Consider the following 11,934-nt stretch of genomic DNA (forward strand, 5'->3'; position numbering starts at 1 on the left):
AGACCGTGCGCCGTGCGCGCCAGCGCCGGTGGTCACGATGAGCGCCACCACCTCACGCCGGGTGACAGGTGTGCACCGGCACATGACCAACCGGCGCGCGGCGTCGCGCCCGGAGTCCGACCCGGTGGCGCAACTGTGCCGCACCGCCAACACCGTCCGCGCGCTCCTTGAGCGCACGGTGCTGCGGGAGGCGGACCTGACGTGGACCACCTACGACGTGCTGGTCCTTGTCTGTGCTTGTGACGTGCTGGAGCCGCCGGCCATCGCGGCGGAGATCGGGATCGCCAGGGCGACCCTCACCAACGCCCTCGGTCTGCTCAGCGACCGTGACCTGGTCCGGCGTGAACTGCAGGAGCATGACTTGCGGCGTACCGTCGTGCGTCCCACCCGGGCAGGCCTGGACCTTGCGGGGCAGCTGCGGCGGCGCGTTGACGCCCAGCAGTCGACCCTCTTCGCCGCACCGGGCATGCCCACCGAGGAGGACTTCGCCCGGGCGTTGAGGCTCCTTGCCCAACGCACCCGCCGTCCCAACGGCGGCCCGCATGCCGGGGGCACCCGATGAGCGGCGGTATCGGTGTGGCGCGGGGCACGGCCCTGTGCGTCGGGGCCGTCCTCGGCCCCGGAGTTCTCGTCCTGCCAGCGGTCGCGGTGCGCGCCGCCGGCCCGGCGTCCCTGCTGGCGTGGGCGGCGCTGCTCGCTCTGTCCGCGTTGATCGCGACGACGTTCGCGGACCTCGGCACCCGCTACCCGGACACCGGCGGTGTCGCCGCGTTCACCGGCCGGGCGTTCGGCGACCGGGCCGCGGCGGTCGTTGGTTGCTGGCTGTACACGGCGGTTCCGGTCGGGGTGGTCGCTGGCGCGGTGGCGGGCGCCCATTACACCGCGACCGCACTGCACACCCCGCCGGCCACGACGGTGGGGATCGCGGCCGGGCTCCTGGCCGTCGTGTTCCTGACCAACATGGTGGGCCTGCATGTGTCCGGGCGCCTGCAGTTGGCGCTCACCGGCGCCCTGGTCGCGCTCCTCGTCACCGTCATCATGGTGGCCGGCCCGCACGTCGACCCGCAGCGGATCGGCCCGTTCGCGCCTCACGGCGCGGCCGGGGTCGGCAGTGCCGTCGCCGTGTTGTTCACCGCCATCTGTGGGTGGGAGGCCACCGCCAACCTCAGCGCCGAGTTCGCCCACCCGCGGCAGGTGCGCCGCGCTGCCGCGGCGAGCCTCGCCATCATCGTGGTGCTTTACGCGGGCCTGGCCATCTGCACCGTCGGAGTCCTCGGCAACCAGGCCGGCGACACCACAGTGCCGCTGATGCGTCTGCTCGCCATCTCCGGTCAGCCGTGGGCGCCCGGGGCGGTAGCGGGCGCGGCGGTGCTGCTGACCGTCGCGGCCAGCGTCACCTTCGTCGCCGCCGGCGCGCGAGCGGGCGTGTCTCTGGCCCGTCACCGCATCCTGCCTCACGGTCTCGCGGTCGTGACCAGCGACGGCGCGCCCCGACGCGGCGTCGCGGCGCAGGCCGGCGCCGCCGCCGTCGTCGCGGTCGCCGCCGCGCTGGCACCGCGCGTGATCACCGTGGAGACGTTGATGCGCCTGTTCGCCGCGCTCCTGGCCTGCGTCACGGTGCTCGGCCTCGCCGCGGCGGTGCGTCTGCTGCCCGCACCACGCCAGCGCGCCTGCGCGGCGGTGGCCGCGCTCGCCGTCGCCGCGGTGGCCGCCCTCAGCGCGGCGTTCCTGCTCGCACCTGCCGTCGTGGCCGCCGCTGTCTGGGCACACCGACGTCGGGAACCCACCCCACACCTTTATCCACAGCCGCCGACGCCTGTGGATAACCCGTTCGATGACGCGCACGCCTACGCGCCGGCTCAGGAAGTGAGGATCCGATGACGGCCCCCGCCAGCACGTTGACCTTGACCTCCACGGCCAGCACTGTCGTCCGTAGCGGCTCGCCTGCGGGGTGGCAGCTGGGTGTTCTGTACGGGCCCGCTGTCTACGGAGTCAGCGCCGCCGCCGTCGCGCTTCCCGACGCCGCCACCCATCTCCACGCCAACGCTGCCGGGCTGGCGTGGATCCTGACCGCATACGCCGCAGGCGTCGGCGTCGGCGCGGTCACCGCCGGACGCCTCACCGACCTGTGGGGCACCCGCCGGGTACTCCTGAGCGCCGCGGCACTGCTGACACTCGGCGCCCTGATTTGCGCGGTCGCCCCCACCCTGAACACCGTCGTCATCGGCCGCGTCCTGCTCGCGACAGGGTCCGGAGCGGTCATGGCAGCGGCACTCGCGAGCACAGCCCGCCTACCCGCCGCCCACCGACGGGCCAGCATGGCGACCTTCGGCGCCTGCATGGCCGGGTTCGCCGCGACCGCCCCGCTGGCCGGCGCGCTCGCGGCGCACTGGTCATGGCGCGCGGCGCTGATCCTGCCGGTGCTGTCCATCGCCGCGATCCCGTCATGCTGGCCCCTCACCGCGCCACGCACGCAGCATGACCGACTCGACTGGCCGGGCGCTGGACTCCTCGCGGCCGTCGCCGCCGGACTGCTGCTGACCGCCCAAACGGCACCCCACACCAGCGCGCTCACCACCGCGATACTCGCCGCTGCCACCGCAGCCGCCGCCCTGGGCCTGACCGCGCGCACCCGCATACACCCGGGCGGGTTCCTCACCCGCGGGATCCTGTCCGCCGGCTGGTTCCACAAGGCCACCATCGTCGGCGCCGGCGTGTACGCCGCTCTGTTCGTCGTCCTTTACACCGCACCTCACCTGCTCAACCAGCAGGGCTACAGCACCATGCAGATTGGGTTGCTCCTGCTACCCGGCGCGGTGATCGGCGCGGCGCTGGCCCGACTCGCCGCCCTCGCCGCTCGCCGCCTGCCCGCACGGCACGTCCTGGCCGCGGTGAGCGTGATCCTCGCCGCCACGATGCTCAACGCCGCGATCACCCCGCGCCCCTGGGCGATCGTCGCAGCGGCCACCGCCGCGTTCACCGCCTCGGCCATCACCCAGATGCTGCTCACCGCCCACGTCACCGCCCACACCGCCGTCGAATCCCGCGGCGGCGTAAGCGGTCTCCTTACTCTCGCGACGTTCCTTGGCGGCGGCTGCGGCACCGCGCTGTGCGCCACCCTGTGGCAAACGTGGGGCCCGGCCGTCGCGCTGGCCGTCGTCGCGATAGCGCCGGCCCTTGGCACGCTTGCGGCCCGACGTATGCGCTGACCGCCCATCGCATGAGCATCGATGTTTTGGGACAGTGTGTCGGTGAGCGCGGCGGAACTGATGACTCGGCTTCTCCAGGCGAAAGTTCATCTCGATCGGTCCCGAGAGTTGATCCGGGCAGCCGGCGCTGAACTTCACCAAGCGCGGGCGTTGATTCAAGCGGCGCTGCACGGCGCCGCCGACCACAGCGCGGCGGAGATGGTCGACCGCAGCGCACGTCAGCTTGACGGCGTGAGCGTGGCGGTCGCGCAGTCAGCCAGCAAGGTGCAGGACATCCTCGCCCGGGTGAGAGGGTTGGGTGGGCTGGGAAATTGACGGCGGGTGGCGACGAGAACCGTCGACCACCCGCATCGCCTGACACACCACAAGTTGTCCTTCGGGCAGCTGCGAGCCTGGCGCGTCGCACCAGTGCGCACGACAAGACCGAAGCGGTCCTCCTCGCCGACAGCGCGGTCATCCATGACTCTGACTTCTCGGCGGAGCCTGACGGGCGGCTTCGCAGCCGCCAGCTGCGTGTCGGCCGGCTTCCCGCCGCCGGGGTGGGATTGAAACCGCCGCTGGCCCAGGCCACGGTCATGGATCACGCCGAGGCGCAGGCCGCCGCCGTTCTTCGTCGTCGCGGCGGCCCAGAGGAGGCGGTCCTCGTGCTCAACCACACTCCATGTGACGACCCGGTGCGACCTTTGGTCTGCGAGAAGATCCTCGCCACGATCCTGCCGGAGGGAACTCGCCTGACGGTGTTCCTCACCGACGGCGACCGGACGTGGCTCCATAAGCTGTACGTCGGAACAGGAGAAGGGATCCGGCGATGAGCATCGACATCACCTGGGGACGCGGTGACGGCGCGGTGTCCGTGACGACCGTCGCCGAACTCGACGCCACGCTCAGCAGCGTCGCTCGGGACCACCCCGAACGCCTGCCCTACTGCGTTACCCTCGTCGCTCCCAGCGGAGCGGATTTCCCGGTCATGCTCGACATCTGCGTCGGCCACCCGCAACGGTCGTTCGTCTATCACGTCGGCGCCGATGGCAGCAGCGCCTGGGGATACGAGCCGGATCTTGAAGCCGGGCCACCGTTCACGTTCGACTATGCCGGCACCCCCACCGACGCGTGGCCCGAGCGCACCAGAGTGACTAACGCGAGCGCCCGGGAAGCCGCCCGGCAGTTCCTCACGAGCGATGGGCAACGTCCAAGTGCGTTGGCCTGGGAGACCCTCGACTAGGTGTGCCCCGGATTGGTTGCGAACGCGGTCGGCGGGCGCAGGCTGTCGTCGACCCGAACGCTGGGGGCCGCCCGCGGCGACCCCCAGCGATCGGTCACCAGTCGCCGGCGGCCTTGAAGCCGTACCACCTGCCCAAGTCGATGCGGATCCAGATGTAGAACTTGGTGCCGTCCTTCACGTTCGTCGCGAGGTTGCGCCACTGGCCGACGGGCACGTGCGTCCAGTAGTTGCAGGTGGCGCGTCCGTAGAAGTTGATGCAGGCGTCGAAGGGCCCGTAGTTGTCGTTGTCGCCGGTGTTGCGGATCTGGATGTCGCTGCACTGGCTGGTCGTGGTGAGGTATTTCGGGTATTGCGGTTGACTGATGATCTCGACGCCGTCGTAGAGCATGTAGAGGTCGCTGTAGTTGGGGTAGCCGCTGTACGGAGCGACGCGGCAGCCGCCCGCTTGCGCGGGTGCGGAGGTGACGACGAGGCCGGCGGTGGTGCTCAGCAGCGTGACCGCGATCGCGGCCAGGCGGGTCAGCCAGTGGTGGGTTCGGGTAGATGAGCGTGTGGACACGTGTCCTCCCTGGATTGGTTGGGTGGAGCGGCAGCGGCCGGGGGGACATCGGCGTGCTGACGCGGCGAGGGTCTTTGGCCGGGGTTGGGGTGACCGGCGGTGAGGGCGAGGCAGTGCGGGTCCGGCAGGAATGCCGGGGTGGGTTGGCTGGTGTCGTAGTAGCGGTTCCAGGAGGGGTCCTGGGGAGTCATGGGGTAGGAGTTCAGCCAGCTCCAGTCGCCTGTCACGCGGCGTCCCGCTGCCTCTTCGTTGGCGACGAAGCGGGCGAAGCGGCGGCTTTCGCGGTGGTGGTCGGTGATGGCCACCCTTGCGGCCTCGAAGGAGTGCAGCACCGCCTCATGGAGCGTGAGCAGCGCTTTGTCGGCACGTAGTCGATCGTCAGGGCGCAGACCGAGGCCGGCGACGATGGTGGGGAGCAGGTTGTAGCGGTGGTGGTCGACGAGGTTGCGGGTGGCGATCTCGCCGGCCATGAAGGTGCCGCTGAATGGTGCGGGAAACCGCAGTCCGCCGAGGTGCAGCATCATGTTGCTGACGACGGGGATGGCGGGCCACCGCAGAGCGAGGCCGGCGATCCACGGATGCTCGGGGTGCTCGATCGGTACCTCGCGGATCCGGCCCGGGTCGGTCGGTAGCAGGTGCAGCCGTCCGTCAGCGGTGACGGCCAGCCACGGCAGAAGGTCAAAAGCGCCGCGCCGAGCGGGGCCTGGCCAGCCCAGGTCCAAGGCGGCGTTGGTCAGAGGCAGGTTGGCGCGATCGCCGAGGATGCCGTCGTTGGTGCGCCATGCCGCGTATCGGGCCAGTTGGGTGCTGACGATGCGCACGGGAGGGGCCGAGGTGCCGGTGGCGGGTGCGAGGACGGTGATGACGGAGCGGACGTGTCCGCCGTTGGCGGCCTCGTCGAGGTGCGCGGTGAGCTCCCGAGTGGCCTCGTCGAGGGTGGTGGCGTGGCGGCGGTCGCGGACGATCAGGCTGGGCCACCGCAGCCGGCCGATGCAGCGGCCGGAGTTGCGCCAGGCGGCGCGCGCCCCGTAGGCCAGCTCGTCGTAGGTCGGCTGCCAAGTTCCCGTTGTGCGGATCTCGTCACGAACGTCGCGCCACCGGCGTGTGAGCCCCGACGTGCCGGTTTCAGCGTGGCGCTGACTCAGAAAGCCGTGGGCTTCGGCGAGCAGGTCGTGGTGCGTGCTGCCGGCCAGAAATGCTGGCGTTGGGTGCACGCTCATCGGCTGGCCTGTGACGGGTCTGTGGCGTCGGGGCCTTCGAACAGGGGAGTGTCGCGGCTGCGGAGCAGGTAGGGAGTTCCTGGCGTGTCGCCGGTGCCGCGTTGGTCGGTCCCCAGCATCCGTACGGCGAGGCGGTAGTGGGTGCGGCGCCATTGGTGGACGGCGGCGGTGAACTCTCGGAGCCCGTCGGCGAGGACTGGCTGTTCGGCGAGCGCGCGCTCGTCGCTGTGGATGGCGGCGAGGAGGTCGGCGATGGTGGCCTGCCCGCTGCTGATACGGGCCTGCACGTCGGGCACCGACAGGTACGCCGCGGAGTGCAGGCGGTCCGGGTCGGGTGTGCGGCACAGCGACTCGCACAGTTTGTAGGCGCGGGACTGTATGGCGCTGGCCCCGTCGGTGTGGACACGGAAGGTGTGGAACGCCGCCGGTTGCATGGTGGCCAGCAGGGACCACAGGGGTGTTGTTTCCCGCAGGAGCGCGGCGGCGAAGGACAGGCGCACGCCCACGGTGGGCAGCTGCCCACCGTGTGCCGCGGTGATGATCGCGGCGAGGTCCACGGCGAGTAGGCCGAAGGTCAGCTCGAATGTCTGCAGCACCCGGATGAACATCCACTCGTCGTGGACTCGTGAGACCGGCAGCATGGTGGTCCGCAGCATCTGCTGTGCGCTGGTGCCCTGGCTGATCGCCACCGACGCGGCCAGCCGCCGGGCATTCGCGAGCGGGCTGCCGGCGTCGGGGATGACGAAGCTGAGCCGTCGCAGCGCGGGCGTCGCGGCGCGCACGGCGTGGCGTAGACGTTTGGTGACGAGGGCTAGGTCAGGGCGCTGAAGGGGTAGGGGCGCGCTGGTGGTGTCCAGGGCGCGTAGCTCGAAGGCGATGAGGTCGGTCAGCAGAAGGGTGTGCAGTCGGTCGCGGCGGGCCAGCAGCCGATGGGCCGGCTGAGGGCTGTCGTCCGGATCGGGTATGGGTATCAGCGGCAAGGCCAGGTAGCTGCGGTAGTCGAAGCGGCCGTCGGATTTGTCGAGCAGGATGTTCAGGAGCGTGGCCAGAAGCTCGTTCGGGTCTGGCACCTCGGGTAGACGATCGCGGGCGCAGCGCAGCAGCACGGTCCATTCAGCGGGGACGGTGTGCTTCCCGTAGTGCTGGTATGCGTCGATGACGGCGTGGACCGGGAAGCGGTACGCGGCGGTTCGTGGCTCAGCCAGCCACCGTCGCAGGGCGTCGGCGTTCATCGGCGTGCACCGGAGAGGACCCGGGCGCGGTACCGGTAGGCGGCGATCGCCTCGCACGCGACGTCGATGTCGCTGTCGATCGTGTAGGCGTGGGTGGCCAAGCGCAGGACGTCGTGGCGGGGTGCGGTGATGACGCCGCGGTGTCCGAGCCAGGCGGCCATCGCCTCGGCGCGTGGCTCGACGATCGCCAGGTGGGCGCCTTGCGCATCCACGCTGGCGGCCAGGCGGACGACTTCGCCTTGGGCTGCGAGGCGCTGGGCGGTCGTGGCGATCAGCCGCTGAGTGTGGTGACGCACCCGTTGCAGGTCAAGGTCACCGACCAGGGTCAGGCCGGCGACGGCGGCGTACACGGCGGCTGCGGCGGGAGTGCCGGTCTCGTAACGCCTGGCGGTCATCGGCGAGTCGAGGATGGTCGCCCGCATCGCGTGGGGGTCGGTGCGGCCGAGCCACCCGGTGAGCGTGGGCGGCGGTCCCCCTGGGTGGCGGGCGTAGATGAAGGCGAGCCCGGGCAGCCCGAACAGATATTTGCTGGCGCCGGTGACGAGGTAGTCGCAGCCCATCGTGTTGACGTTCACGGGCATCACGCCAGCGGCCTGGTACGCGTCGATGAGGACCTCCGCGCCGGCCTCTCGCGCGGCGGCGGCGATCCGGGATACGTCGAGGCGGGTCGCGTCGCGGTAGGTGACGGCGGGCACCGACACCAGGGCGGTCCGCGGCGTGATCTGTGACAGGTAGTCGCTCGTCCGAACGGCTCCGCCTACCGTGCCGCACCAGCGCACCCGCATTCCCGGCTGGGCCAGCAGCACGTGTGTGATCCCCGGGAACTCGGCGGTGCTGGTCAGGATGTCGCGGCGTCGTCGCCAGCGGCGGCCGGTGACGGCCTGGTGGGCAGCGATGCTGGCGTTGGGCATGATGCCGATCTGGTCGACATCAGCGCCGATGAGCTGTGCGAACAGGCGGCGAGCCTGCGCCACCTTCTGCTCGCACGCGTCCCAGAAGCCGGGCCGGGACAGGTCCTCGAGCATCTGGGCCATGGCCTGGTCGACGTCAATGGTGCGGGGGGCGATGCTGCACGCCGCCAGGTGGGCTCCGCTGGACGGCGCGGCCAGCCGCTGCCGCAGCGCCGCGGGCATCGTGAGAGTCGCGGCGGTCACCGCTGAACCTGTCCCGGGCATGCAGCCGGTGCGGTCGCGTCCATCAGTGCCGCACGGGCTTCCCACAGCGTGGGGAACCGTCGGTGGCTGATCAGCTTGCTCAGGCTGTCGACCGGTGTGTGGCGGGTGCCGAGCACTCCCTGGCCGATGACTCGGGTGGCGACGGTGTAGTGCTCCGTGCGCCACAACGCGATCCGCTCGTCGCATTCCACCAGCGCCTCCGCCAGGCGATACAGCGGATCCGACGGTGCTGTGCCCCGGTACAGGTCGGTCGCGGTGAGGCGCAGCGAGGACAGTAGCCGGCTGAAGGCGATGTCCAGCTCGGTGCTCGCGGTGCGTAGCAGCCGCCAGCCGGGGGACTCGAATCCGGATCCGGTGCCGAGTACGGGGCGGATGATGGCGAACTGCGCCGGTGGCAGCGACCGCAGGATGTGCAGATGCTCGGTGATCAACCGCAGCGCCTCCGCAGCCCGGCGAATTAGCAGCTCAGCCGCGCCCACCTCTCCAGCGCCGACGTGGGTGAGCGCGCGAGACAGGTGGGAGCGCGTGAGCTTGAGCCACAACTCGCTGGATTGATGGACGATCTGGAACAGCAGCTCGTCAGGATGCACCCATTCCGCCGGCCCTCTCTGCAGGGCGAGCAGTTCGTCGGTGCGCATGTAGCGGGCATAGTCGTCGGCGCCGCTCCCGGGCAGTACCGGCGGCAGGGGTGACGTGAGCATCTCTGGGGCCTCCAGTCAGTTGCTGCGCAGGGGGCATCGGCCTGCGCAGGGGTGCTCAGGCGCGCAGGGTCTTCATTGCGGACGAGACGACGGCGCTCAGCCGTTTGGCCAGGTCAGCGGGCAGAGCCGCTGCGATGCGTAAAGGTGCCGCGCCGACGGTGAGGTACAGGTTCGCGTCGTAGGCCACCACGTAGGTGCCAGCCGCCTTGTCCGTGTAGGTGTAGGCGGCGGCGCCGATGCCGGGCAGTTCAGTGACCGGACCGCCAGCCTCCTGCACCTGGCGCAGACCCTCGTACATCAGCTGCCCGGATTCGGGCGCGCCGACGTCCGCGCGGACCGTCACGACAACGCCGTCGGGGAGGTGCCCGACGGTGACCGCGCACGCCAAGGTGGCAGTGCCGCCCGCGGTGCGGGAGGTGTCCTGCGGGGTGCCGACTTCACCGGCCATGTCGGCGACGGCCTGCAGGTCGAGGCGCGTGCACAGTGCGTCCACCGGCCGGTAGGAAGCTGCCGGAGGCGCGGGCGTGGCCGGCGCGCTCGAATGAGCTACCTGGCCGGGCGGGGTCGCGGCCGCGGGTACGTCGTCCTTCGCGGTGCACCCTGCTCCGATTAGTCCCACGACGCCGAAGGCGCAGAGCACCGTCCCGGCGGACGAGCGGCGGTACAAACGTGACGAGATAGGAGATTGAATTGACGGAAGCGTCATTCTGTTACCTGTTTCGGACGTGAGCGATTGCCCTACGCGCGATTTGCGGCAGGTTCTCGGGAAGTTGCTCTTATTCGCGTCGGTGGCGCGGCCACCAGTGGGTTCAATTCAGCACGTACTCGAGCGCGGTGTCCATATTTCTGGCTAGGTCTGGCAGCATCACCGAGCCGTCAACAGACCCAGAGAAGCGCACTCACCTGGGGATCTGCGGCCAGGTTACGGCTGGCGCGATGCACACCGGTATGGCCGACCAGGGGTGCCGGAGGTCGTGCGAGCAGTGCGAAACGACGCCCTGCCCGTGCTCATGTGTCTGCCCGAGGGTGAGCCGATGACGAGGCGATGCGAGTCGGCCTGCGGATCTTTCGCTAGGGCTTCGGCCGCGCGATTCGCTGTCGAGAGACAGTCGGCTGCCGCCGCGGGGCGCCGGGAGGGCAGCGTGCGCGGCGGCAATGGCCCTTAACGTGGCAGCTGTAGATCCGCCGGCATGGTCACCGATGAGAACGCCGCAGGCCGAAGCCGATCGCCGGACTGCTCAGTAGCGGATCCCCACAGCACCTCGCACCGGTGACGGTGTAGGCGCCGTGGCGTATGGGTCCGGCTCGCTGAGCTCGGGCCGCCAGCGGTTGAGTGGCACAAGTCCTGGCTCGATGAGGGCGAGGTCGCCGAACAGCGCAGTGAGTTGCTCGTCGGTGCGCAGAGTGATCTCGGTGGCGGCCTGAGTGCGGTACACGCTTCTGCTTAGCCCGGGTGCGTGAGCGCAACACCAGCGTGGCGTCGGCGGGCGCGGGTTGTTCCGGGCTATCAACCGGCGTGAAGCTCAGCAGGACAGTCAGCAAACGGCTTGTCAGCCCCATGCGGAATGAGAAGCGCCATCCGTAGGGCGCGGTGCTCCGCGATTTAGGTGGGCTTACCCCCTGTCCGCCGGCGTCAGCGGGCTGATCGGCGGAGGCGGCGTCGTGCGGCAGGCCGACGTAGGGTGGGTGCGGGCGCTGAAGCCGTCAAACGCTCGGCTTGAGAGCTCCAGCGCCGGACCGGCCGGGCTGAATCGTGACCTTGGGTTCAGGGTCGTTCAGTGACGGATCGCGACAGCGCCCCGCATCGGAGAAGGTGTGGGCGCACCGCCGTAGGGGTCCGGCTCGCTGAGATCGGGCCGCCAGTCATTGAGCGGCACCAGCCCTGGCTCAACCATGGCGAGGTCGCCGAACAAGGCGGTGAGCTGAGCGTCGGTGCGCAGGTTGATCTCGGTGGCGGCTCGGGTGCGGTACACCCCTTTGGCCTTGTCGATGGTGGAGTCGCCGTACCTGTCGGTTACCGCCGCCGCGCTCAAGTGGGAGATGACCATTGCGCTGCCGGGGACGAGTAGATCGCGGATCGGTGTGACGACGTCGTCGATCTGGTCGCCGGATACCTGCTGCAGAACCGCGCAGTAGAGCAACGCGGTGGGCTGCTCGAGGTCGATCACGGTGGCGGGGTCGCCGCCGGAGAGCGCGTCGAGGATCTGGTCGGGGCGGGTGAAGTCTCCCTCGATCGCGCGGCAGGTGGGGTTGCCGACGAGGATCTGGTTGGAGGCGATCACCGCGACTGGGTCGATGTCGACGTACAGCACTCGGCAGGTCGGATCGGTGGCTTGTGCGATCTCGTGGACGTTGCCTTGTGTGGGGATGCCACTGCCCAGGTCGAGGAACTGCCGGATGCCGTCCTGGGCCAGCGTGCGCACCGCGCGACGCAGGAAGAGTCGATTCGATAGGGCGATGTCTGCTGCCTCCGGCACGGCTTGAAGGAGCTGCCGTGCGGCCTCGCGGTCGGCTGGGAAGTTCTGCTTGCCGCCGAGTAGGTAGTCGTATACCCGGGCGACGGTGGCCCCACCACTGACGGGATCTTGTGTGCTTCTGTGCTGGTCAGTCACCGAT

At 70.2% G+C, this 11,934-nt stretch carries 14 protein-coding genes; 6 read left to right on the forward strand and 8 right to left on the reverse strand.

What is annotated here, in order from left to right; all coding sequences use genetic code 11:
• Window positions 1-37 precede the first annotated feature (37 nt).
• The 6 genes from AB0C25_RS35275 to AB0C25_RS35300 are packed head-to-tail and all read left to right on the forward strand — an operon-like array spanning window position 38 to window position 4,431.
• Window positions 38-562, forward strand: a complete 525-nt coding sequence (locus AB0C25_RS35275) for a MarR family winged helix-turn-helix transcriptional regulator (protein WP_357310857.1) — start codon at window positions 38-40, stop codon at window positions 560-562.
• A complete protein-coding gene (locus tag AB0C25_RS35280) occupies window positions 559-1,881 on the forward strand; it encodes an APC family permease (protein WP_357310855.1) in 1,323 nt (440 codons plus the stop codon). The genes AB0C25_RS35275 and AB0C25_RS35280 overlap by 4 nt, the downstream gene beginning before the upstream one ends.
• The gene (locus AB0C25_RS35285) at window positions 1,878-3,209 is read left to right on the forward strand and encodes an MFS transporter (RefSeq protein WP_357310854.1); all 1,332 of its coding nucleotides are present in this window, start codon (window positions 1,878-1,880) and stop codon (window positions 3,207-3,209) included. The genes AB0C25_RS35280 and AB0C25_RS35285 overlap by 4 nt, the downstream gene beginning before the upstream one ends.
• A gap of 42 nt (window positions 3,210-3,251) precedes the next feature.
• Window positions 3,252-3,524 carry a hypothetical protein gene (locus AB0C25_RS35290; protein WP_357310852.1) on the forward strand — a complete coding sequence of 91 codons (273 nt, stop codon included), beginning with the start codon at window positions 3,252-3,254 and terminating at the stop codon, window positions 3,522-3,524.
• A complete protein-coding gene (locus tag AB0C25_RS35295) occupies window positions 3,521-4,021 on the forward strand; it encodes a DddA-like double-stranded DNA deaminase toxin (protein WP_278124733.1) in 501 nt (166 codons plus the stop codon). The genes AB0C25_RS35290 and AB0C25_RS35295 overlap by 4 nt, the downstream gene beginning before the upstream one ends.
• Complete coding sequence (locus AB0C25_RS35300) at window positions 4,018-4,431, forward strand: Imm1 family immunity protein (protein WP_357310849.1); 414 nt, start codon at window positions 4,018-4,020, stop codon at window positions 4,429-4,431. Before AB0C25_RS35295 ends, AB0C25_RS35300 begins: the two co-directional genes overlap by 4 nt.
• A gap of 94 nt (window positions 4,432-4,525) precedes the next feature.
• On the opposite strand, the gene AB0C25_RS35305 is transcribed toward AB0C25_RS35300, so the two are convergent.
• From AB0C25_RS35305 to AB0C25_RS35340, 8 genes are all read right to left on the reverse strand, one after another.
• Complete coding sequence (locus tag AB0C25_RS35305) at window positions 4,526-4,990, reverse strand: hypothetical protein (protein ID WP_357310847.1); 465 nt, start codon at window positions 4,988-4,990, stop codon at window positions 4,526-4,528.
• Complete coding sequence (locus tag AB0C25_RS35310; RefSeq protein ID WP_357310845.1) at window positions 4,951-6,210, reverse strand: nitric oxide synthase oxygenase; 1,260 nt, start codon at window positions 6,208-6,210, stop codon at window positions 4,951-4,953. Before AB0C25_RS35310 ends, AB0C25_RS35305 begins: the two co-directional genes overlap by 40 nt.
• The gene (locus tag AB0C25_RS35315) at window positions 6,207-7,442 is read right to left on the reverse strand and encodes a tryptophan 2,3-dioxygenase family protein (RefSeq protein ID WP_357310843.1); all 1,236 of its coding nucleotides are present in this window, start codon (window positions 7,440-7,442) and stop codon (window positions 6,207-6,209) included. Before AB0C25_RS35315 ends, AB0C25_RS35310 begins: the two co-directional genes overlap by 4 nt.
• Window positions 7,439-8,596, reverse strand: coding sequence for an aminotransferase class V-fold PLP-dependent enzyme (locus AB0C25_RS35320; protein ID WP_357310841.1), 1,158 nt, complete (start codon window positions 8,594-8,596; stop codon window positions 7,439-7,441). The genes AB0C25_RS35315 and AB0C25_RS35320 overlap by 4 nt, the downstream gene beginning before the upstream one ends.
• Window positions 8,593-9,318 carry a tryptophan 2,3-dioxygenase family protein gene (locus tag AB0C25_RS35325; protein WP_357310839.1) on the reverse strand — a complete coding sequence of 242 codons (726 nt, stop codon included), beginning with the start codon at window positions 9,316-9,318 and terminating at the stop codon, window positions 8,593-8,595. The genes AB0C25_RS35320 and AB0C25_RS35325 overlap by 4 nt, the downstream gene beginning before the upstream one ends.
• A 55-nt stretch (window positions 9,319-9,373) precedes the next feature.
• Window positions 9,374-9,811: a hypothetical protein gene (locus tag AB0C25_RS35330; RefSeq protein WP_357310837.1), complete on the reverse strand. Its 438-nt coding sequence runs from the start codon at window positions 9,809-9,811 to the stop codon at window positions 9,374-9,376.
• 745 nt (window positions 9,812-10,556) lie between these two features.
• Window positions 10,557-10,754: an SAM-dependent methyltransferase gene (locus AB0C25_RS35335; protein WP_357310835.1), complete on the reverse strand. Its 198-nt coding sequence runs from the start codon at window positions 10,752-10,754 to the stop codon at window positions 10,557-10,559.
• A gap of 339 nt (window positions 10,755-11,093) precedes the next feature.
• A complete protein-coding gene (locus AB0C25_RS35340) occupies window positions 11,094-11,930 on the reverse strand; it encodes an SAM-dependent methyltransferase (RefSeq protein ID WP_357310833.1) in 837 nt (278 codons plus the stop codon).
• Window positions 11,931-11,934: the final 4 nt, after the last annotated feature.

Source organism: Micromonospora sp. NPDC048839, from assembly GCF_040649915.1.
GTDB lineage: Bacteria > Actinomycetota > Actinomycetes > Mycobacteriales > Micromonosporaceae > Micromonospora.